We start from the raw sequence: 17,723 nt of genomic DNA, 5'->3' as shown, positions 1-17,723 counted from the left end.
GATGGCCGACGAGTTCACCGTCCAGGTCGAGGTGACCGGTGACGTCGGCGTCATCCGCTGGGATGGCGCCGTCGACGCGGACACCTTGGCCCGGGCGGTGAGCATGGCCGCCGACGACGTGCTGCTGGGGCGCGAGGTGCGTCGGCTGGAGGTGGCGATCCCCGCCACCGACCAGATGGCACGCCGCGCCCTGCACCTGGCCGGTTTCCGACGGGAGGGCATCCTGCGGCACGGAATCGCCGTGGCCGACGGGGACTACATCGACGTCCACCAGTACAGCCGGCTGTCCGGCGACGTGGTCTACGGCCCGGAGGGCTTCAGCTCCGTGATGAACTCGGTGCTGCCCACCAAGAGGTTGATCGCCCACGCCGTCTTCCAGGACCAGCGCGGCCGGGTGCTCCTGCTGCAGACCACCTACAAGGATGACTGGGAACTGCCCGGCGGGGTGGTCGAGCCGGGCGAGCCACCCCGCGTCGGGGCCGAACGGGAGATCGCCGAGGAACTGGGGCTGGCGGTCAGCCTGGGCTCCCCCGCCCTGGTGGACTGGATGCCGCCGTCGCTGGGCTGGAGCGATGCCCTGGAGTTCATCTACGACGCGGGGGTGCTGGACGAGGGCACCATTGCCGAGCTGGTCCGGGAGGAGCGCGAGATCGCCGCGATCCATTGGGTCTCCCGCGGTGACCTGCCCCAGCAAGTCTCACCGCTCTCGGCCCGCCGGATCACCCTGATCCTGGACGGTTTCACCGGCTTCACCGAGGACGGGGTCCCCGTCGGGTGATGGGCGACTGAGCCGCTGCTCGAGGGCTTAGGGTCTTCACCTGTCTGCACCTCGTCAACTGTCAGTACCCCCACCCGGTCCCTCCTCCACAGACCCACCGAAGAATAGGGGCAGGCCCCTATGTGCGCGCATCCATACCCTGCAGAAACTCGAACAGGCTGTCGCCAAACTGCGAGTACTCCTCGTAGCGACAGCGGTACCGAGTGACCAACTCCTGCTCGGGTTCGACCAACGAGTAGTCCTCATCAACGCGCACGGTGACTCCCGCGGCAATCATCGACAACAGGGCCGCCCCGCGAACAGCGTCATGGGAGTTCTCGAAGACTCGAATCGGACGATTGAAGATGTTCGCCAACATCATCGGCCACAGACGGCTCTTGGAGCCACCCCCCACAAGGGTTATGAAGGGCGGCTCATCCGCATTGCGGATGCGGTCATAGAGGGCACGCAGCGCGTAGCCAACACCCTCCTGGACGCCTTGGTACATGTCGGCTCGGGTTGTATCCAGCCCCAAGCCATAGAATGCGCCACGAAGGCCGGGATCGCGATAGACAATCTTTTCCCCATTCAAGTGCGGAAAGAACAGGACCTGACCAACGCCCAGGCCATCCAACTGGACACTGTTCTCAATCTCGGAGTAGCTGGAAGCCCCCAAGATCCCGTCAACAAACCAACTGAGGCTCTTGCCGCCGGCTCCAACACTCCCTTGACAGATCATCGCGCTGTCGCCAGGGACGATACTGCTCCTGACATTCTTGCCGATGCCCTTCAGGTTCCCTGCCATGCTCGGCACGATGACAACTGCCGACGTACCGATCGAGAGCACGGGGCTATCGCTCGAAAACGCGCCACAGGCCAACGCTGACGCCACATTGTCGCCAGCGCCTGCAACCACCGGAATCGCCGACTCGGCACCGATCCGCCGCTGCGTGTCGCTTGAGAGCGTTCCAGCGTACGCAGCAGAAGAGCGAATTGGCGGAAGCAGCCTTGCCGGTAGGTCAATGTCTTCGAGCACCGGGCCAGACCAGTCCTCCCCTTCCCAGTCGTACATGCACGACGTCGAGGCGTCAGAGTGATCCGTCGTAACCTCGCCAGTCAATGACCAGACAACATAATCCTTCGGCGTCATGACCCAGGCAACCTGCTCAAACACCTCCGGCTCGTTTCGCCGCAACCAGGCGATACTCGCCAACATGCAGCCACTGGCGACGATTCTCGCGTTCCGGGCGGAGTGCTCAGACAGGCGCGAAGCCAACTGCGGCACCAGATCATCAGCACGCCGGTCCGTCCAGAGAATTGCGGGACGTACCGGCGTGCCCTGGGCATCCAGAAAGACGGTGGTGTGCATCTGCCCTGTGACACCGATCCCAGCGATCTCGGCCCCCCTAAAGCGATCACACACCTCGGTAAGGTGGCCGAGGACGATCTCGCTCCACACCCGGGGGTCGATCTCATTCCACCCAGCTGCAGGAGAGTCTGATTCATAGGGCACGGAGCATTCGTCCAAGGTCTCGAGCGACTCGTTCATCACCAGGAACTTGATCGAAGAGGTGCCGACATCAACACCGATGTGCAATGCTCCAAGCTGGCTCATCTCTCCAACACCTCGACCCTCACGAGAAGTCGATCATGGTCTTGAAGGTGGCGGGCTGCAACGCGTGTTCGAACGCCTCGCACGCCTCCTCCAGCGGGAACACAGAATCGATGAGCGGGTGCACATCCAGCAGGCCATGGGCGAGAAGAAGCACGGCTCGGGAGAAGCTCTCGACAGTCGGACTCACAGTTCCCGCGATGACGGTCTCACGGGAGTGGATCGCGCCCACGTCAATCGGGATCGGCGCGTTGGGATGGAGCGAGCTGAACATGTACGTCTTCCCACCGCGGCCCGCGCAGGCGAGTGCCTCGCCCGCCACTTGGGGCGAGGCAGTGGTGTTGAACACGATGTCGGCGCCCCGCCCATCGGTCAGAGCGATGATGCACTCGGGCAGATCCCCGCTGCGGGGGTCAAGCGCACCATCCGCCCCAAGCCTCGTGGCAAGGTTCCGCCGAGCCTCATCGGGCTCACTGACCAGCACCCTCGCTCCACGCAGCTTGGCCAAGAGCAGGTGTAGCTGCCCCATGACGCCGCCGCCGATGACGAGCACCGTGTCGCCGAGCTCGATGCCGGCGTGCTGGACACTGTGGACGACGCAGGCCACCGGCTCGGTCATGGCACTTGTCGTGAATTCGACACCTTCGGGGAACTTCACCAGCTCGCACGCCTTCACAGCGAGGAACTCCGAGAAGCCAAAGAATCCCGAGATGCCCTCCGGATTCTGGAAGGTCGTGCTCTGGTAGATGTCGGAACACAGGTTCGCTCGACCCGTGTGGCAGTAGTGGCACTCACCGCAATTCGGAATGATGTAGCGGACGACGTGATCTCCCACCGAGAAGCGCGAGGGATCAACCGCCGCGCCCACCTCTGCAATGACGCCACTGAACTCGTGGCCGCCGACACGAGGATAGGTATAGACACTCTGACCCACGTAATCTCTCGTGTCATTCATGCACAGCCCCGCCATCTTCACCTGGAACAGTACCTCGTCCTCCTTGATCTGCGGGGTCGGCAGGTCCTCCAGGTTCAGCCTACGGTTGCCATATTCCACGATGGCCCTCATGATCTCCTCCTAGAAACTCGGTTGCACTACGCCGTCGCGCCCAGGATTCCCAGGACGCCGAGAACCACACCAATGGCAACGATCAGAAGGATGATTTTCACCGAAGAGACCTTCTTCTTGATCAGCCAGTAGACGAACATTGTGAAGGCGAGCGGCAGTACCTTCGGCATGATCGCGTCAAGCAGCTGCGTCTGGATCTCGAACGTCTTGGTCGAGCTGGTGATCTTAAGCGGGGTCTCGATGAAGACGAAGTTTGAGATGAGGCCACCCATGACCATGCATCCCATGATTTCGGCGCCGCGCAGGATCTTGTCGAGCAGCCCTCGCTCCAAGAACTCCATGACCCGCTCTGCGCCGGCGCGATAGCCAAACATGAAGTTGGCGTAGCTCAGGCCAAACGCAATTGCGATGATCGCCACTGCATACGTCACAGAGCCCCAGATCGACCCAGTCTGCGTGATGTCGATGCAGATTGCCAATAAGATCGGGATCAGGACACCCTGGAAGATCGTGTCACCAATTCCGGAGAGTGGGCCCATCAGCGATGTCTTAAGGCTGGTGATGAGCGCCCCTGGAACCGGCTTCCCCATGGCCTTCTGTTCTTCGAGCGCGATCGCCAACCCGAGGATGCAAGCACCGAACTCGATGTGCACGTTGAAGAATTCGCTCTCACGCTTCATCATCTCCTTCTTCTCATCAGGAGAGTTCTTGTACAAGCGACGCGCAATCGGCACGAAGGTATGAGCGACAGCCTGTCCCATCATCCGCTCGTAGTTGTAGCAAGTCTGTGGGAAATTCTCCCAAATCAGCCACGCATGTACAAGATCACGCTTCCGGATCGGTGTGGATTCAACGGCCCCGTCCACAGCCGCTGCGATTTCAGTCATAGATCGGCTCCTCAGCCTTTTCACTGATTTGAACGTAGATGATGGCAGTCACCAAGGCAATGACACCCAATGGCAACAGGGGCAGCTTGGAGTACACCGCCAGCAGGAATCCAGCAAACAGGAAGATCCGCGCCTGGCCCTTGAAGATGTACGTCAACGTGATGGCAATACCGAGAGCAGGAAGCATGCCTCCGATGACGCGGAACACGGTGAGCGCCCTGCCACTCAGGGCATCGATGAATCCCCGGATGTAGGCAGCCCCGAAATAAGCCGCCAGACCGCAGGGGATGAGGGTGATGGCCGCGGTCATCATTTGCGGGAACAGCACATTTGCTCGCCAAATCTTGTGGTACTCACCCTTGTCGATGTACCGATCTGCCATGTGCACGAACACCGAACCGAAGGTCATTCGGACGTACCACACGATCGTGCCAAGAAGACCAATCGGAACGGCAACGGACAGTGCCGTCTTGGCGTCGAGGCCGCCAGTGATGGCGTATGCCGAGCCCAGGATTCCCGCCAAGGCCATGTCGGCGGGCATGCTTCCGCCGGCCGAGATGAAGCCCAGGTAGAGGAGGTTGATCGTGGCACCAACCATCGCGCCCTTCAGCGGGTCACCGAGGATCATGCCCGTCACGAGACCACAGACGAGCGGCCGCTGCAGTGACCACAGACCCACGAAGGGAAGGTTTCCGATTGCCAGCCAGTAGACGGCACCGCACAGGATTGCTTGGAGGATCGTCATCGCGCAGGCCGATCCACCAAGTCGCGCACCTCGATGATGCGCTGTTCGGGAACAAGCTGGTAGTAGACGTTCACCCCGGCATCGAAGAGCTCCTGGATGGCAGTGATCTCATTCGGATCGCAGGCAACGTTCTTCACGAACGTCTTCCGTTCGCCCCTGATGCCCATGCCGCCGAGATTCACCTCCCGCAGGTCAACACCGGACTTGAACAGTTGCGAGTAGGCAATCGGCGACTTGGCCAGCAGCAGGACCCGTTCACGTTCATTGAAGTCCTTCTGCAACACGCTCGTGGCTTCGGTCACCGTGTACGCATCCACCTGTACTCCCGTGGGCGAGAGTGCCTTGAGGATGCGCTTCTGAAATGGGTCCGATGCCGTTTCCTCGTCCACGATGATGATGTGATTGATGCGGTGGGTCGGCACCCATGCCGTCACCACCTCACCGTGGATGAGACGGTCATCAACGCGCGCGAATACGATGTTCTTCATTTTCTTACTCCTCCGTGTCGTTCTCGAAAAGCGAATTGACGTCCACTACGCTCGTCGAGCGGAGCTCGGCCAGTTCAGCGCACAATTTGCGGGCCGTCATGTTCTTGGTCTTGGACCTGATGCATGCCTGGATCACCATTGCGAGATTGGCGCCAGTGAGGTGGGCAACCGGAAAGTCTCCCATTTGGCTGACGACTGCATTGAAGGGACTACCGTGGAGCAGGTCCGTCAGACAGATGACTTCCTCGTCGCCGAATGAATCCAACATCGCTCGAAGTCGGTCCTTGAAATATCCGATTTCATCCTCGCGCTTTAGCGTGAGGGAAGTCACATTCTGCCGCGGCCCGATGATCATCGTTGCGCTCTGAACCATTCCCTCCGCCATTGGCCCATGCGACAGGACAATAATCTGCATTTGCAGGCACTCCTCTCAGTCTTCTGTATGGATCCATACAGTCATGTCTTGCAACATCATCTGGGCAATCGGGTCGACTTTGGCCCTCATTCATCCTTGCTACTGGCCTCGACACCGGTGGCGGTGGAGCTCAAGACCTGAATCTTTTCGCGCACGACCTGGTACACGGAGTCCGCTGCTTCCTCGAGCACGCGGATCAGGTTGTGCTCATTGTTGTTGGCCGCGTACGCCTCCCCGACACTGCGGATGTATGCCCGCCGCAGGTCGCCTGCAATGTTCAGCTTGACCACGTTGCGGTCCACAATTCGCCTGATGTCTGCAGCCGGAATACCGGAACCACCGTGGATGACCAGCGGCACCGGCGAGTTCTGGCTGATCGTCTCTAGCAATTCGAAGTCGAGTTTCGGTGTCGCCTCGAGCCCGTGGACGTTACCCACCGAGATCGCAAGGGTGTGGCAACCGGTTCGCTCCACGAACTCTGCAACCTGGTTGGGGTCAGTCGTTGCGTTCGAGTGGCTGACGTGGTCATCTTCCTTGCCCTCAATGGCACCCAGCTCAGCCTCCACCGGAATCTGGTAGGCCGCGCAAAAGTCCACTGCAGCCTTGGTGAATTCGATGTTCTCTTCAAAGTCGAAGGCGGCTCCGTCAATCATCACTGACGTGAAACCTGATCGCGCGGCTGCCTTCAGCGACCCCAAGTCCTTCGCGTGATCCAGGTGGAGCGCAACAGGAGTGTCCATGTTCTTTGCATATCGCCCCACCATTTCAACGAAGAAGGCACTGTCCGCCATTTTCATGTTCGTTGGTGCAACTTGGACAAATGTTGGAACTCCTGACTCTTCGATCGCCCGGAGGATCCCCACGGTGCTCTCGATGTTGGTGGTATTGAAGGCTCCTGCGCACAGCTTCCTCCGTTTGATCATGTCCAGCAGCAGGAATCCATTGACGAGAGGCATTGCATCATCTCTTTTCACTACAAGCATCCTATTGTCGATGCTCCGGTTCTTGTTGTTGTGTTTCACTCTTGCGAGCAGCAAGTCATGTGGAGAAGTACTCGAATACTCGCTAAATGCGGGCCTCACCAAGCGACGCCGCTATGAAATTTCCCACATCCCGATCTAGTGGCACAGCAGATCTGCGGTTACTGGTCGGCGTTCAGACCCCCACAGGACGCTTCATTGATGAACCTCTTCGTTCACGCGGGGCGGGCTTCTCCGGCCCGTGAACCCGCCTTCGCTCTTCACTGACCGTACGCCCTATGGTATGGACTGTCAATACTGTACGTACAACTTGCCACACGCGGCCTAGCTCAGCGCCTGCGCCGCCACAGTTCATGGACAGTCACCGCTAAGGTTGCTTGTGTGGAAGACATCGTGTCGGGCTACCCGTCCATCGATCGCACGTCGGAAGTCCCGTACTACGAACAGCTCTACCGAATCCTGCGCGAGCAGGTTCTGGGCGAGGCATTGGTCCCAGATGAACGGCTACCGAGCGAGCAGGCTCTGTGCCGCCAGTTCGGACTGTCGCGAGCGACGGTGCGTCAAGCGCTGTCGCGTCTTGAGTCGGAGGGCTTCGTTCGACGTGTCGCTGGTCGCGGCGTGTATGTCTCATCGCCTGATAAACAGTCCGGTTGGACAGTCCAGGATCCTCAGGGGTTCTTGGAGTTGCAGATTCGCCAAGGAAAGCACGAGGTTAAGACGCAGGTCGTGGGCTCACAGTTCGTGATCCCACCGCTGTTCGTCTCAGAAGCCTTGCACCTCGGACGTGGCGAGACGGTGTACGCGCTCGAACGCGAGCGCTACATCCACGGCCAGCGGGCGCTCTTCAGCACCAACTGGTTCCCAGGCGAGGCGGGGCGAGTGATTGCCGCGGCTGGCGACGTGCTGGATGGGTCGGGCTCCGTCAATGCCACACTGGAGCGTGCGGGGTTCAACACCTACGAGGCTCGTCGCTCTCTTGAGGCACTGGGAGCGCCTGAGAGCGTCGCCCAACACTTGGGTATTGCTTCTGGTGACCCTGTACTGCGCGTGCGCTCCGTGTCGTGGGACCAAGCCGGTAAGGCATTTGACTACTACGAGACGTGGGTCCTCACACATGTCGTGCCCCTCGAGATCCACGTATCAGCCACGTGACTCACCTCGGGCTTTCAGCTCCACCCCATGCGTCATTTGGTAGTGACTTGGGGCTCGTCGCTCCACCATGCGAGCACTGCCCCGTGCTGGCCGTGCCACACGATGGAGGCCACACTCTTACGACCTGGGCCTCCATCCGAAGTCCCGACGGTGAGCCCGTGGGCGACGGCATGACCGCAGTCCGCTGTGGGGCTGGACTCGGGAAGGCGGCTCCCGGTCCGGTGACGTTCCCCTGCCCGCAGCCCGACAGCCAGACGCGCACAGCAGGACCGTCAGCGTCGACAACCGGCTGGCGTCGCGATGCATGATCGGATCAGGCGAACAGCGCGGTGGAGAGCTGGCGACGGGCCTTGAGCACGGCCTGGTCGGTCTTGCCCACCACGTCGAAGAGCTCGAGCAGCCGCAACCGGGCGCGCTCACGGTCCTCGTCGCGGGTCTGGCGGATCATCTGCAGGATGCGGTCAAAGGCCGCGGCCGGGTCACCGTTGATCAGTTCCAGGTCCGCGGCATCCAGCTGGGCATCCCAGTTCGACGGCTCGGCATTCGCGGCGGTCACGATGGCCTGCGGGTCGAAGCGGGTGGAGCGCTCCAGCAGCTTGGCCTGGGCCAGTCCCTGGATGGCCTCCTGGTCGGCCGGGGCCTGGTCCAGCACCTTCTGGAATTCCTGGACGGCGGTGGCATAGTCCCCCTGTTCCAGGGCGGCATCGGCGGCGGCGAAGCGCGGGTCGACGGCCGGGGTTGCCGACGCGTCGGCGTCATCGCCGGCCGACTGGGCGGGACCCACCGGCTCGGCCCGGCCGGTCAGGCCATTGGCGACGGCCACCTGCATCACCTGGTCCAGGTAGGCCTGCACCTCCTCGGCCGGCTTGGTGCCCTGGAAGAGCGGCGCCAGCTGGCCACCGATGATCGCCACGACGGTGGGCACGGCCTGCACGCCCATCGCCTGGGCAATCCGCTGCTCCGCGTCGATGTTCACCCGGGCCAGCAGGAAGCGGCCCGCGCCGGCGTTGGCGGCAGCGATCAGCACGTCGGACAGCTCCTGGGCATTGGCCCGGGGCGAGTAGAGCTCCATGATCACCGGGTGGCTGGCGGACTTGCGCACCACGGCGTCGAAGTCGGCCTCCCCCACCTGCTGCACATAGCTGCCGGCCGCAGCACCGGTGGAGTCGGCACCCGCATTGCTGCTGGCAGACCCCGCTCCCACCAGTGAGGACAGGTCGACGGCGCCGGGGCGGTTGAAGCTCTGAGAAGTCATGCCTCCCATTCTTCCCGAGCCGCTCAAATGCGGGCAAGATGGGTGGCATGGCACACGAACGCGCTGGGCAGGTTGCCCAGGAACAAGACCTGATCAATGTCGACGAGGTTCTGTCGGCCTACTACGACATCACTCCTGACGTGGACAACGTCGACCAGCAGGTGGTCTTCGGCACCTCCGGCCACCGCGGTTCCAGCCTGGACGGCAAGTTCAACGAGCTGCACATCGCGGCCACCACCCAGGCCATCGTCGAGTACCGGGCCCAGCAGGGCACCACCGGCCCGCTGTTCATCGGCAAGGACACCCACGCCCTGAGCCTGCCCGCCTGGAAGACCGCCACCGAGGTGCTCGTCGCCAATGGTGTTGCCGTGATGGCCGAGAAGGAGGACGAGTACACCCCCACGCCGGCCGTGAGCCGCGCGATCATCGCGTACAACCGCGACCACGAGGGCCAGCCGCAGGCTGACGGCATCGTCGTCACCCCCAGCCACAACCCGCCCCGCGACGGCGGCTTCAAGTACAACCCGCCGAATGGCGGCCCGGCCGACACCGACGCCACCAGCTGGATCGCCGACCGGGCCAATGAGCTGATGCGGGATCCGTCGGGCATCCAGCGCGTCGCCTATGACCAGGCCGCAGCCCAGGTGACCCGGTTCGACTACCGCACCGCCTACTGCGAGGACCTGGTCAATGTGATCGACCTGGAGGCGATCAAGAAGGCCGGCGTGCGGATCGGCGCCGACCCGATGGGTGGCGCGGCCGTGCAGTACTGGCAGTACCTGTCCGAGAAGTCCGGCCTGGACCTGACCGTCGTGAACCCGCAGGTGGACCCCACCTGGCGGTTCATGACCCTGGACACCGACGGCAAGATCCGGATGGACTGCTCCTCCCCCAACGCGATGGCCAGCCTGATTGCCCAGCGGGACAAGTTCGACATCTCCACCGGCAACGACGCGGACTCCGACCGGCACGGCATCGTCACCCCGGACGCCGGTCTGATGAACCCGAACCACTACCTGGCCGTGGCCATCTGGTACCTGTTCACCCACCGCCCCGGCTGGGGCGAGCAGGCCCGGGTGGGCAAGACCCTGGTCTCCAGCTCGATGATCGACAAGGTGGCCGCCGAGATCGGCCGCGAGCTGGTGGAAGTTCCCGTCGGCTTCAAGTGGTTCGTGCCCGGCCTGATCAGCGGTGACATGGGCTTCGGCGGCGAGGAGTCGGCCGGCGCCAGCTTCCTCACCCTGGACGGCCAGACCTGGACCACCGACAAGGACGGCATCATCCTGGACCTGCTGGCCTCGGAGATCCTGGCCGTCACCGGCAAGAGCCCCAGCCAGCACTACGCGGAGCTGGAGGCCAAGTACGGCAAGTCCTACTACGCGCGGATCGACGCGGATGCGGACCGGGAGCAGAAGGCCCGGCTGAAGGCGCTGTCCCCCGCCGACATCACCGCCACCGAGCTGGCCGGCGAACCCATCACCGCCATCCTGACCGAGGCGCCCGGCAATGGGGCGGCCATCGGCGGCGTGAAGGTCACCACCGAGAATGGTTGGTTCGCCGCCCGCCCGTCTGGCACCGAGGACAAGTACAAGATCTACGCGGAGAGCCTGAAGTCGGCCGAGCACCTGGCCGCCATCCAGGCCGAGGCCAAGGATGTGGTCAACGCGGCGCTCAACGCCTGAGCCGCGCGATCCTCAGACGGTGAGGGCCTTGCCAGCCGCGCCCATCCCGGCGCGGCTGGCGGCCACCGCCACCAGGTCCCCCGGCTCCAGCCGATCACCGGGGTGCAGCTTCCAGGTCCACAGCGGGCTCCCCTTGGGGCGTACGGCCAGCACCCGGCAGTTGCCCGGGCTGGTCACGGCCCCCACTGTGGTGGGCCGCTGGACGTCGATCTCGCCCAGGATCACCACCCGACGTCCCACCGGAACGACGGTCTCGTTGTGCCGTCCCAGCGCCGCGGCCGCGAAGGCCGGGGCCGCCAGCCGGGAGACCGAACGCGTCGGTCCAGTGCCCAGCTGGCGCTCCACCCGCCCCGCCAGGTCATCGTCGAACATCCGGGTGACCACCCGCACCTGCGGGTTCAACGCATGCGCGCTGAGCGCGATCTGCAGGTTGGCGGCATCGGAGTCGGTGACCGTCACCAGGCAGTCGGCGTGCTCGACGCCCGCCCGGCGCAGCGTGTCGTCGTCCACCGAGTCCCCGATCAGCACCGGGATCCGCGCGGCCCGCGCAGCCGGCACCCCGACGGCGTCCTCGCTCTGCTCGATCGCCACCACACTGAGGCCCCGCTCCTTCAGGCCACGGGCCACCCGCAGGCCCACCCGGCCCAGACCAACCACCACGTAGTGCCTGCGGGGCCGGCCGCGCAGCCCGCTGGTCAGGGCCGAGAGCCGCGAGCTGATCAGCACGTCGGTGATCACGGCGGTGATGCCGGAGGTGATCAACACCCCGGCCAGCTGGATCACGATCCCCACCAGCCGGGTGCCGATCGGCAGCTGGGAGAAGTCCTCTCCCATCCCGGTCAGGGTGGAGGCAGTCAGGGCGACGTAGAGCGACGTGAGCCAGTCGAGGCGGGCCACCTCGTGGAAGAAGACCGTCGAGGCAATCACCAGGGCCACCAGGGTGGCCACCACCCAGCGCAGCCGCCGGTCGAAGAGCGCCACCAGGGCGCCCCACCAGCCCCGTTGTCGGGCGCGCGGCCCGGTGGAGATCACCCGGGTGCCCAGCACCACATTCCCCTCGCCCTGCAGCACCGTGTCGTCCTCGTCGCTGCGCACCTCCCCCAGGGTCGCCACCAGCTCGCCACCCACCCGGCTGACGCGGCCGGCCGAGAGCTGACGTCCACCGATCATCACCGGCTGGGCCAGGCCCCCGGGGAAGGCCGCCGCGACGAAGGAGGGGGCGGCCAGGGCCGCGGCGGACAGCACGGTGCAGGAACCCAGCAGGGGCTCCAGGCGTCGGCCGAAGGCCGGATTGTCCAGCTCCAGCACAATCCGGGCCTCGGGGTTGAGCTCCTCCACCATCAGTGCCACCCGCACGGTGGTCATCTCGTCCAGGCCCAGCACCACCACGGCCTGCATCTGGTCGATCCCGGCCTCGGCCAGGGCGTGTTCCCGGATCTGGTCGACGACGATCACGGCAGCGCCGGCCTGGCGCAGCTCCTCGACCATCCATTCGGGTTGGCCGGGCAGCACCAGCGCGCGCGCGTGTTCCCCGCCGGCGCACAGCTCGTCGGCCAACCGGATGCTGGTGGAACTGGCGCCCACCACCAGGGTGGCCATCAGTCGTCGTACTCGTCGTCGTAGTCGTCCTCGAAGTCCAGCTCGTCGTCGAACTCGGCGGCCTTCAGCTGGGCCCGAAGACCGGCGCGGGTGATCACTCGCTGGATGGTCAGGTCCCGCTGTTCGGGACGCGCGACGAAGGTGATGTCGCGCAGGCCCTGGTCCTGCGCGGCGGACTCGAAGACGAAGTGGCCGAAGCCGAGCAGCCGGCCCAACAGCGGTTGGGAGACCGAGATGTCCAGAATGCGGGTCATCGGCATGGTGGCCAGGTGCTGGTCCAGCACACCGTGCACCCGGAAGACCCGCATGTTGGTGATCACGAAGCGGTCCATGAACTGCATGTGGATCAACAACATGCAGTAGCCGAACAGGACCAGCCCCAGCACCAGGGCCACCCACCAGAAGGTGCCGAGCCAGGGCATGATCCAGAAGATCACGGCGCAGCCGATGATGCCCAGGGCAGGCAGCACCACCGTGACCCAGTGTTTCGCCACCTCGTCGATGATGAATTCGCCCTGGTCAACCAGCAGGTGGCGGTCGACCTCGGGCGCCAGGAAACGCGAGAAGAAGCTCACCGCGTCACCGCCAGCTGCGCACGCTCAGTTGCCGGCCAGGGCGCTGAACAGCCGTCCGATGGCCTCGACCACCGACTTCACACCGGCCGCGAACTCCTCCGGCTGGGTGGCGATGTAGTAGATGATGAAGGCGATGACGAGCGTCCACAGGATCTTCTTGGCCCACTCGGGCATGGCGTGTCTCCTAGTTGCTGGTGAACCCGCGGGTCCTTTGGGGAAGTTGTCGCGGCCCGGACGCGGGCACGGCCAGCATCCAGTCGAGTCAACTATGCCGCACCACGGCCCATCTGGCGCATCGACCACGCGGAAGTCTGCAGGATCACTTGATGCCGACGGCCGGCTGCCCGGAACCGGATTGGCCCCGCCCCGCCGTTCCCTGCCGCACCCGCTTGTGGAAGCATGGGAGCCATGGACAACAGCGATCTTTTCATCTGCATCGACCACGTCGGCCTGGCCGTCGCGGACATCGACGAGGCCATCAAGTTCCACACCGAGAAGTTCGGCTTCCGGGTGCTGCACCAGGAGGTCAACGAGGAGCAGGGCGTCGCCGAGGCGATGCTCGGCACCGGGACCCAGGAGCCCGAGAGCGCCCAGATCCAGCTGCTGGCGCCGCTGAACGACGACTCCACCATCGCCAAGTGGCTGACCCGCAATGGCGGCCCCGGCATGCAGCAGCTGTGCTACCGCGTCGCCGACATCGACGCCGTCTGCGCCACCCTGCGCGAGCGTGGCCTGCGCCTGCTCTACCCCGAGCCCAAGACCGGCACCGGCGGCGCCCGGATCAACTTCGTGCACCCGAAGGATGCCGGCGGCGTCCTGCTGGAGCTGACCCAGCCCCCGGCCAACGCCGAGCACTGAGCCCCAGCACCAATCCGACGGCGGCGTCGTTTCCACGGAAACGGCGCCGCTGCCGGCTTTGTGAGGGCATTCGATAACCTTGGCGGGTGGGGCGCCCGGCCCCGGGGAGAGGATCTGCCGTGAGCGAGTACAACCCGGAAGACGACGTCAACAGCGAGGAGACCGGTCTCAACCTGTTTGACGACTCGGCCTCGGTGGCTGGCTCCTTCCCCAAGGCGATGATGGGTTATGACCGCGCCTCGGTGGACAACTATGTCCGGGAGATCGAACTCCAGCTCTCCTCCCTGAAGCAGCTCACCCGGCACCTGCGGCGGGAACTGGCCTCCTCCCAGCGCGCCACCGGCACCGACTTCAGCAAGTTGGGCAGCCACGCCACCGGCATCCTGCGGGCCGCCGAGGCCCAGGGCAAGGACCTGGTGCACCGCTCGGAACTGGAGGCCGAGCGGATCAAGGAGGAGGGCCGGCGCGTGGCCGCGGACCTGCGTGCCAATGCCCAGGCCGAGGCCGACGACATCCGGGTGGCCGGGCTGGCCAATCTGCGCCAGTTGCGCGAGCAGCACGAGCGGGATGCCACTGAGACCATCGGCAAGGCCCGCACCGAGGCCGCCTCCCTGGTGTCCGCCGCGCAGCGCCAGGCCACCGCCATCCTGACCGAGGCCACGCAGAAGGGGGCGGGCACCACCCACGCCGCCGAGGTGGAGGCCACCCGGCTGTCCGCCGAGGCTCGTCGGGCGGCGGACCAGACCGCGGCCGAGGCCGGTTCCCGGGCCGAGCAGACCCTGGCCGAGGCCACCAGCACCGCGGCCGAGATCGTCGCCCAAGCCAAGGCCCAGGCGGCCCAGCTGGTGGCCGAGGCGGAGCGCCAGGCCGCCCAGACGCGCCAGCAGGCCAGTGACCAGGCCGAGCAGCTGGTGAGCGATGCCCAGGCCCGGCACACCGACGTCACCGAGCGCACCGCTGCCCTGCTGAGCGAGGCCACCCGGCACCACGAGGAGTCCTCGGCCCTGTTGGACGAGGAGACCGCCAAGGCCGTCGAGCTGCGCAACCAGGCCCTGGCCGAGGCGGAGCGCACCAAGACCGAGGCCGCCCGGGAGGCGGAGGGCACCATCGCGGCCGCCCATCGGCAGGCCGCCATGATGAAGGACCGGCTGGAGGAGCAGTACGCCTGGCGCAAGGAGCAGCTGGAGCGCGAGGTGGCGGCCCTGCTCACCCGCAAGGGATCGATCGTGGCCCAGCTGTCCAACCTGCGCCAGCTGGCCGGTGAGGCCCCGCTGGACTACCCCGACGATGATCCGCTGGGCACCTCGGACCCCCGAGATGACCAGAATGCGGCCTGGCGCAAGAACCTCAGCGCCCAGCCCCAGCCGGACCACGACGAGCCCACCACGGTGGAGCAGGTGGACCACACCCAGGTCTTCCATGAGGCGTCGACCACCAAGCTCTCGGACGCCACCGAGCGGACCGATGTGCTGGACCTGGGGACCCAGGACAGCTCCGATGACGAGCAGACCACGGTGCTGGACCGCCCCGACGCCCCTCGCTGACCGGCCGGGCGGAGCCTTTCAGGTCCGTTTCAGGTTGGTCAAGGGATGGGCCGGCACGTTCACACAGGGTTCAACTTTCCTTGCACACAAGGGATTTGGGTTGGCGAGGATGTCACCGCAAGGTCATGGTCAGGCCATCTGACGTCACTAGCTTCATGGCCAGGAAACCCAACCCCACAAGGAGATTCCGGACATGTTGCAGAACCCCTCCGTGCGCCGCGGGCTGGCCGCCAGCCTCGGCCTGGTGACCACCCTGAGCCTCTCCGGCCTGGCCATCACGCCCGCCGACGCCGCCCCCAAGGGCCCCCGCTCCGCCACCACCACCGACGCCTACCGCGGCCACGTCCAGGTTGTCCGCGGCAAGGCCGCCAACCCCAAGGTGCTGCGCGGCACCGTCTTCGACGACCGGGACAAGGACTCCGTCCAGGACCGCAATGAGAAGGGCATCGCCGGCGTGACCGTCTCCAACGGCCGCCAGGTGGTCACCACCGACGCCAAGGGCCGCTACCGCCTGCCCGCCTTCGAGAACATGACCGTCTTCGTCACCCAGCCGGCCGGCTGGCAGGTGCCCGTGGACGAGAACATGATTGCCCAGTTCCACTACACCCACCTGCCGCAGGGCTCCACCCACCTGAAGTACGGCGGTCTGCAGCCGACGGGTGACCTGCCCAAGGCGGTCAACTTCCCGCTGGCCGCCTCCAAGGCCACCAAGAAGACCAACCAGAGCTGCCCGATCGCCTCGGACACCCAGGTCTACGACGACACCCAGGTGGGCTACGCCCGCAACGGTGCGGTCAAGGACCTGACCGAGCGCGAGGACTACGCCGGCTGCGGCATCCTGATGCTGGGTGACAATGTGGGCGACGACCTGAGCCTCTACCCGAAGCTCAAGGACATCTACTCCCAGGTCAACGGCCCGATCCGCGCGGCCATGGGCAACCATGACATGGACTACGACGCCACCAGCGACGAGCACGCCAATGACACCTTCCGGGAGAACTTCGGCCCGTCCTACTTCTCCTACGACGTCGGCCAGGCCCACTTCGTGGTGCTGGACAGCATCGAGTACCCCAACAAGTCCGGCAGCAAGGCGAAGTACCTGGAGAAGATCAGCCAGGAGCAGCTGGACTGGCTGAAGGCGGACCTGGCCAATGTGCCGGCCAACAAGAAGATCGTCGTGGCCACCCACGCCCCGATCGTGGACCACCGCTTCGTTGTCGTGGACAATGCCGCGGAACTGTACAAGGTGTTGGCCGGGCGCGACGTGGTGACCGTCGGCGGCCACACCCACACCCTGGAGCACCTCAACGCCGGTGGCACCCGGCCCGAGTGGGCCAAGGATGGTGTCCCGGTGCTGCCGGTGACCCAGCTGATCGCCGGGGCCGTCTCCGGCGGCTGGTACGGCGGCGGGCTGGATGAGAACGGCCTGCCCTACGCCTTCGCCCCGGATGGCTCCCGCCCCGGTGTGATGACGCTGAACCTCAAGGGCAACAAGCTGATGGAGCGCTACACCGTGCGCGGCGAAAGCAACCAGGAGCAGCTGGCCCTGGGGCTCAACACCCCGCACTGGCGGGACTGGGCGGCCAAGGCGCAGGCGTGGCAGAAGGCCAAGAAGCAGGGCCAGATGCCGTATCTGGGCGAGGAGATGATGGTGACCCGGGCCGAGCTGGCCGGTGGTCAGAGCTATCTGACCAGCCACTTCTACGCCGGCTCCGAGAAGGCCCGGGTGGAGGTCTCGATCGACGGCGGCAAGGCCCGGATGGCCAAGCACACCCAGCCGAACAAGGGTGAGGCCCTCAACCAGGGCTGGGAGTTCTCCGACCCGTACGCGGCCACCCGAAGCCTCATGACCAGCGGCAATGTGCCCCAGTCCGGCTCCAACATCTGGCGCCTCCCGCTGGATGCCAAGCTGTCCAATGGCACCCACACCGCCAGGGTGACCGCCACGGACGAGTACGGCCGCAGCTTCACCAAGACCACCCGGATCGTGGTGGTCGACGAGCGGCCCGCCCCCAAGACCAAGGCGTGAGCCTGACCCACCCCCGATGGAAGCGGGGGGGGGAAAAAAGGGGGGGTGACCCACCACCCTCCCCAAAAAGCAAACAGAC

At 65.0% G+C, this 17,723-nt stretch carries 17 protein-coding genes; 6 read left to right on the top strand and 11 right to left on the bottom strand.

The annotated features are described in order from the left end of the window. The first annotated feature begins 1 nt into the window (after window position 1). On the top strand, window positions 2-778 hold the full coding sequence (locus tag AAEX60_RS08305) for an NUDIX hydrolase (protein WP_342102583.1): 777 nt from the start codon (window positions 2-4) through the stop codon (window positions 776-778). A gap of 118 nt (window positions 779-896) precedes the next feature. On the opposite strand, the gene AAEX60_RS08300 is transcribed toward AAEX60_RS08305, so the two are convergent. The 7 genes from AAEX60_RS08300 to AAEX60_RS08270 form a co-directional block, all read right to left on the bottom strand. After that, window positions 897-2,372: a xylulokinase gene (locus AAEX60_RS08300; RefSeq protein ID WP_342102582.1), complete on the bottom strand. Its 1,476-nt coding sequence runs from the start codon at window positions 2,370-2,372 to the stop codon at window positions 897-899. Window positions 2,373-2,391: 19 nt separating this feature from the next. Beyond that, entirely contained in the window at window positions 2,392-3,435 is a 1,044-nt protein-coding gene (locus AAEX60_RS08295) for an alcohol dehydrogenase catalytic domain-containing protein (RefSeq protein WP_342102579.1), read from the bottom strand. Window positions 3,436-3,461: 26 nt separating this feature from the next. Next, the gene (locus AAEX60_RS08290; protein WP_342102575.1) at window positions 3,462-4,322 is read right to left on the bottom strand and encodes a PTS system mannose/fructose/sorbose family transporter subunit IID; all 861 of its coding nucleotides are present in this window, start codon (window positions 4,320-4,322) and stop codon (window positions 3,462-3,464) included. After that, window positions 4,315-5,067: a PTS mannose/fructose/sorbose/N-acetylgalactosamine transporter subunit IIC gene (locus AAEX60_RS08285; RefSeq protein WP_342102573.1), complete on the bottom strand. Its 753-nt coding sequence runs from the start codon at window positions 5,065-5,067 to the stop codon at window positions 4,315-4,317. The genes AAEX60_RS08290 and AAEX60_RS08285 overlap by 8 nt, the downstream gene beginning before the upstream one ends. After that, a complete protein-coding gene (locus AAEX60_RS08280; RefSeq protein ID WP_342102572.1) occupies window positions 5,064-5,555 on the bottom strand; it encodes a PTS sugar transporter subunit IIB in 492 nt (163 codons plus the stop codon). Before AAEX60_RS08280 ends, AAEX60_RS08285 begins: the two co-directional genes overlap by 4 nt. Before the next feature lie 4 nt (window positions 5,556-5,559). After that, window positions 5,560-5,970, bottom strand: a complete 411-nt coding sequence (locus AAEX60_RS08275; protein WP_342102571.1) for a PTS sugar transporter subunit IIA — start codon at window positions 5,968-5,970, stop codon at window positions 5,560-5,562. Between the two features lie 86 nt (window positions 5,971-6,056). Next, window positions 6,057-6,926: a class II aldolase gene (locus AAEX60_RS08270; protein ID WP_342102569.1), complete on the bottom strand. Its 870-nt coding sequence runs from the start codon at window positions 6,924-6,926 to the stop codon at window positions 6,057-6,059. A 405-nt stretch (window positions 6,927-7,331) separates the two neighbouring features. On the opposite strand from AAEX60_RS08270, the gene AAEX60_RS08265 reads away from it, so the two are divergent. Beyond that, window positions 7,332-8,102 carry a GntR family transcriptional regulator gene (locus tag AAEX60_RS08265; protein WP_342102568.1) on the top strand — a complete coding sequence of 257 codons (771 nt, stop codon included), beginning with the start codon at window positions 7,332-7,334 and terminating at the stop codon, window positions 8,100-8,102. Window positions 8,103-8,415: 313 nt separating this feature from the next. Here AAEX60_RS08265 and AAEX60_RS08260 read toward each other — a convergent pair whose 3' ends face one another. Further along, a complete protein-coding gene (locus AAEX60_RS08260; RefSeq protein ID WP_342102567.1) occupies window positions 8,416-9,357 on the bottom strand; it encodes a tetratricopeptide repeat protein in 942 nt (313 codons plus the stop codon). A 47-nt stretch (window positions 9,358-9,404) separates the two neighbouring features. Between AAEX60_RS08260 and pgm the strand changes: the two genes are divergently transcribed. Then, entirely contained in the window at window positions 9,405-11,039 is a 1,635-nt protein-coding gene (pgm, locus tag AAEX60_RS08255) for a phosphoglucomutase (alpha-D-glucose-1,6-bisphosphate-dependent) (protein ID WP_342102566.1), read from the top strand. A 12-nt stretch (window positions 11,040-11,051) separates the two neighbouring features. Here the strand turns inward: pgm and AAEX60_RS08250 are convergent, their stop codons facing one another. The 3 genes from AAEX60_RS08250 to AAEX60_RS08240 are packed head-to-tail and all read right to left on the bottom strand — an operon-like array spanning window position 11,052 to window position 13,387. Beyond that, a complete protein-coding gene (locus tag AAEX60_RS08250; protein ID WP_342102565.1) occupies window positions 11,052-12,638 on the bottom strand; it encodes an NAD-binding protein in 1,587 nt (528 codons plus the stop codon). Then, window positions 12,638-13,213, bottom strand: a complete 576-nt coding sequence (locus AAEX60_RS08245) for a PH domain-containing protein (protein WP_342102564.1) — start codon at window positions 13,211-13,213, stop codon at window positions 12,638-12,640. Before AAEX60_RS08245 ends, AAEX60_RS08250 begins: the two co-directional genes overlap by 1 nt. Window positions 13,214-13,237: 24 nt before the next feature. Then, window positions 13,238-13,387 (bottom strand): hypothetical protein, encoded by a 150-nt coding sequence (locus tag AAEX60_RS08240; RefSeq protein WP_170165175.1) that lies wholly within the window; start codon window positions 13,385-13,387, stop codon window positions 13,238-13,240. 225 nt (window positions 13,388-13,612) lie between these two features. On the opposite strand from AAEX60_RS08240, the gene mce reads away from it, so the two are divergent. The 3 genes from mce (at window position 13,613) to AAEX60_RS08225 (ending at window position 17,644) form a co-directional block, all read left to right on the top strand. Next, window positions 13,613-14,071 (top strand): methylmalonyl-CoA epimerase, encoded by a 459-nt coding sequence (gene mce / locus AAEX60_RS08235; RefSeq protein ID WP_342102563.1) that lies wholly within the window; start codon window positions 13,613-13,615, stop codon window positions 14,069-14,071. A 119-nt stretch (window positions 14,072-14,190) separates the two neighbouring features. After that, the gene (locus AAEX60_RS08230; protein WP_342102562.1) at window positions 14,191-15,615 is read left to right on the top strand and encodes a DivIVA domain-containing protein; all 1,425 of its coding nucleotides are present in this window, start codon (window positions 14,191-14,193) and stop codon (window positions 15,613-15,615) included. Between the two features lie 193 nt (window positions 15,616-15,808). Then, window positions 15,809-17,644 (top strand): calcineurin-like phosphoesterase family protein, encoded by a 1,836-nt coding sequence (locus tag AAEX60_RS08225; RefSeq protein ID WP_342102560.1) that lies wholly within the window; start codon window positions 15,809-15,811, stop codon window positions 17,642-17,644. Window positions 17,645-17,723: the final 79 nt, after the last annotated feature.

Source organism: Luteococcus sp. H101 (genome assembly GCF_038433155.1).
Classification (GTDB): domain Bacteria; phylum Actinomycetota; class Actinomycetes; order Propionibacteriales; family Propionibacteriaceae; genus Luteococcus.
The sequence above is the reverse complement of the archived record's forward strand: the minus strand, read 5'-3'. Positions and strand labels throughout refer to the sequence as shown.

Coding starts and splice junctions, on each gene's coding strand:
- AAEX60_RS08275 (WP_342102571.1), bottom strand. CDS start 5,970: ATGCAGATTATTGTCCTGTCGCATGGGCCAATGGCGGAGGGAATGGTT.
- AAEX60_RS08240 (WP_170165175.1), bottom strand. CDS start 13,387: ATGCCCGAGTGGGCCAAGAAGATCCTGTGGACGCTCGTCATCGCCTTC.
- AAEX60_RS08225 (WP_342102560.1), top strand. CDS start 15,809: ATGTTGCAGAACCCCTCCGTGCGCCGCGGGCTGGCCGCCAGCCTCGGC.
- mce (WP_342102563.1), top strand. CDS start 13,613: ATGGGAGCCATGGACAACAGCGATCTTTTCATCTGCATCGACCACGTC.
- AAEX60_RS08270 (WP_342102569.1), bottom strand. CDS start 6,926: ATGCCTCTCGTCAATGGATTCCTGCTGCTGGACATGATCAAACGGAGG.
- AAEX60_RS08290 (WP_342102575.1), bottom strand. CDS start 4,322: ATGACTGAAATCGCAGCGGCTGTGGACGGGGCCGTTGAATCCACACCG.
- AAEX60_RS08300 (WP_342102582.1), bottom strand. CDS start 2,372: ATGAGCCAGCTTGGAGCATTGCACATCGGTGTTGATGTCGGCACCTCT.
- AAEX60_RS08280 (WP_342102572.1), bottom strand. CDS start 5,555: ATGAAGAACATCGTATTCGCGCGCGTTGATGACCGTCTCATCCACGGT.
- AAEX60_RS08285 (WP_342102573.1), bottom strand. CDS start 5,067: ATGACGATCCTCCAAGCAATCCTGTGCGGTGCCGTCTACTGGCTGGCA.
- AAEX60_RS08295 (WP_342102579.1), bottom strand. CDS start 3,435: ATGAGGGCCATCGTGGAATATGGCAACCGTAGGCTGAACCTGGAGGAC.
- AAEX60_RS08305 (WP_342102583.1), top strand. CDS start 2: ATGGCCGACGAGTTCACCGTCCAGGTCGAGGTGACCGGTGACGTCGGC.
- AAEX60_RS08250 (WP_342102565.1), bottom strand. CDS start 12,638: ATGGCCACCCTGGTGGTGGGCGCCAGTTCCACCAGCATCCGGTTGGCC.
- AAEX60_RS08260 (WP_342102567.1), bottom strand. CDS start 9,357: ATGACTTCTCAGAGCTTCAACCGCCCCGGCGCCGTCGACCTGTCCTCA.
- pgm (WP_342102566.1), top strand. CDS start 9,405: ATGGCACACGAACGCGCTGGGCAGGTTGCCCAGGAACAAGACCTGATC.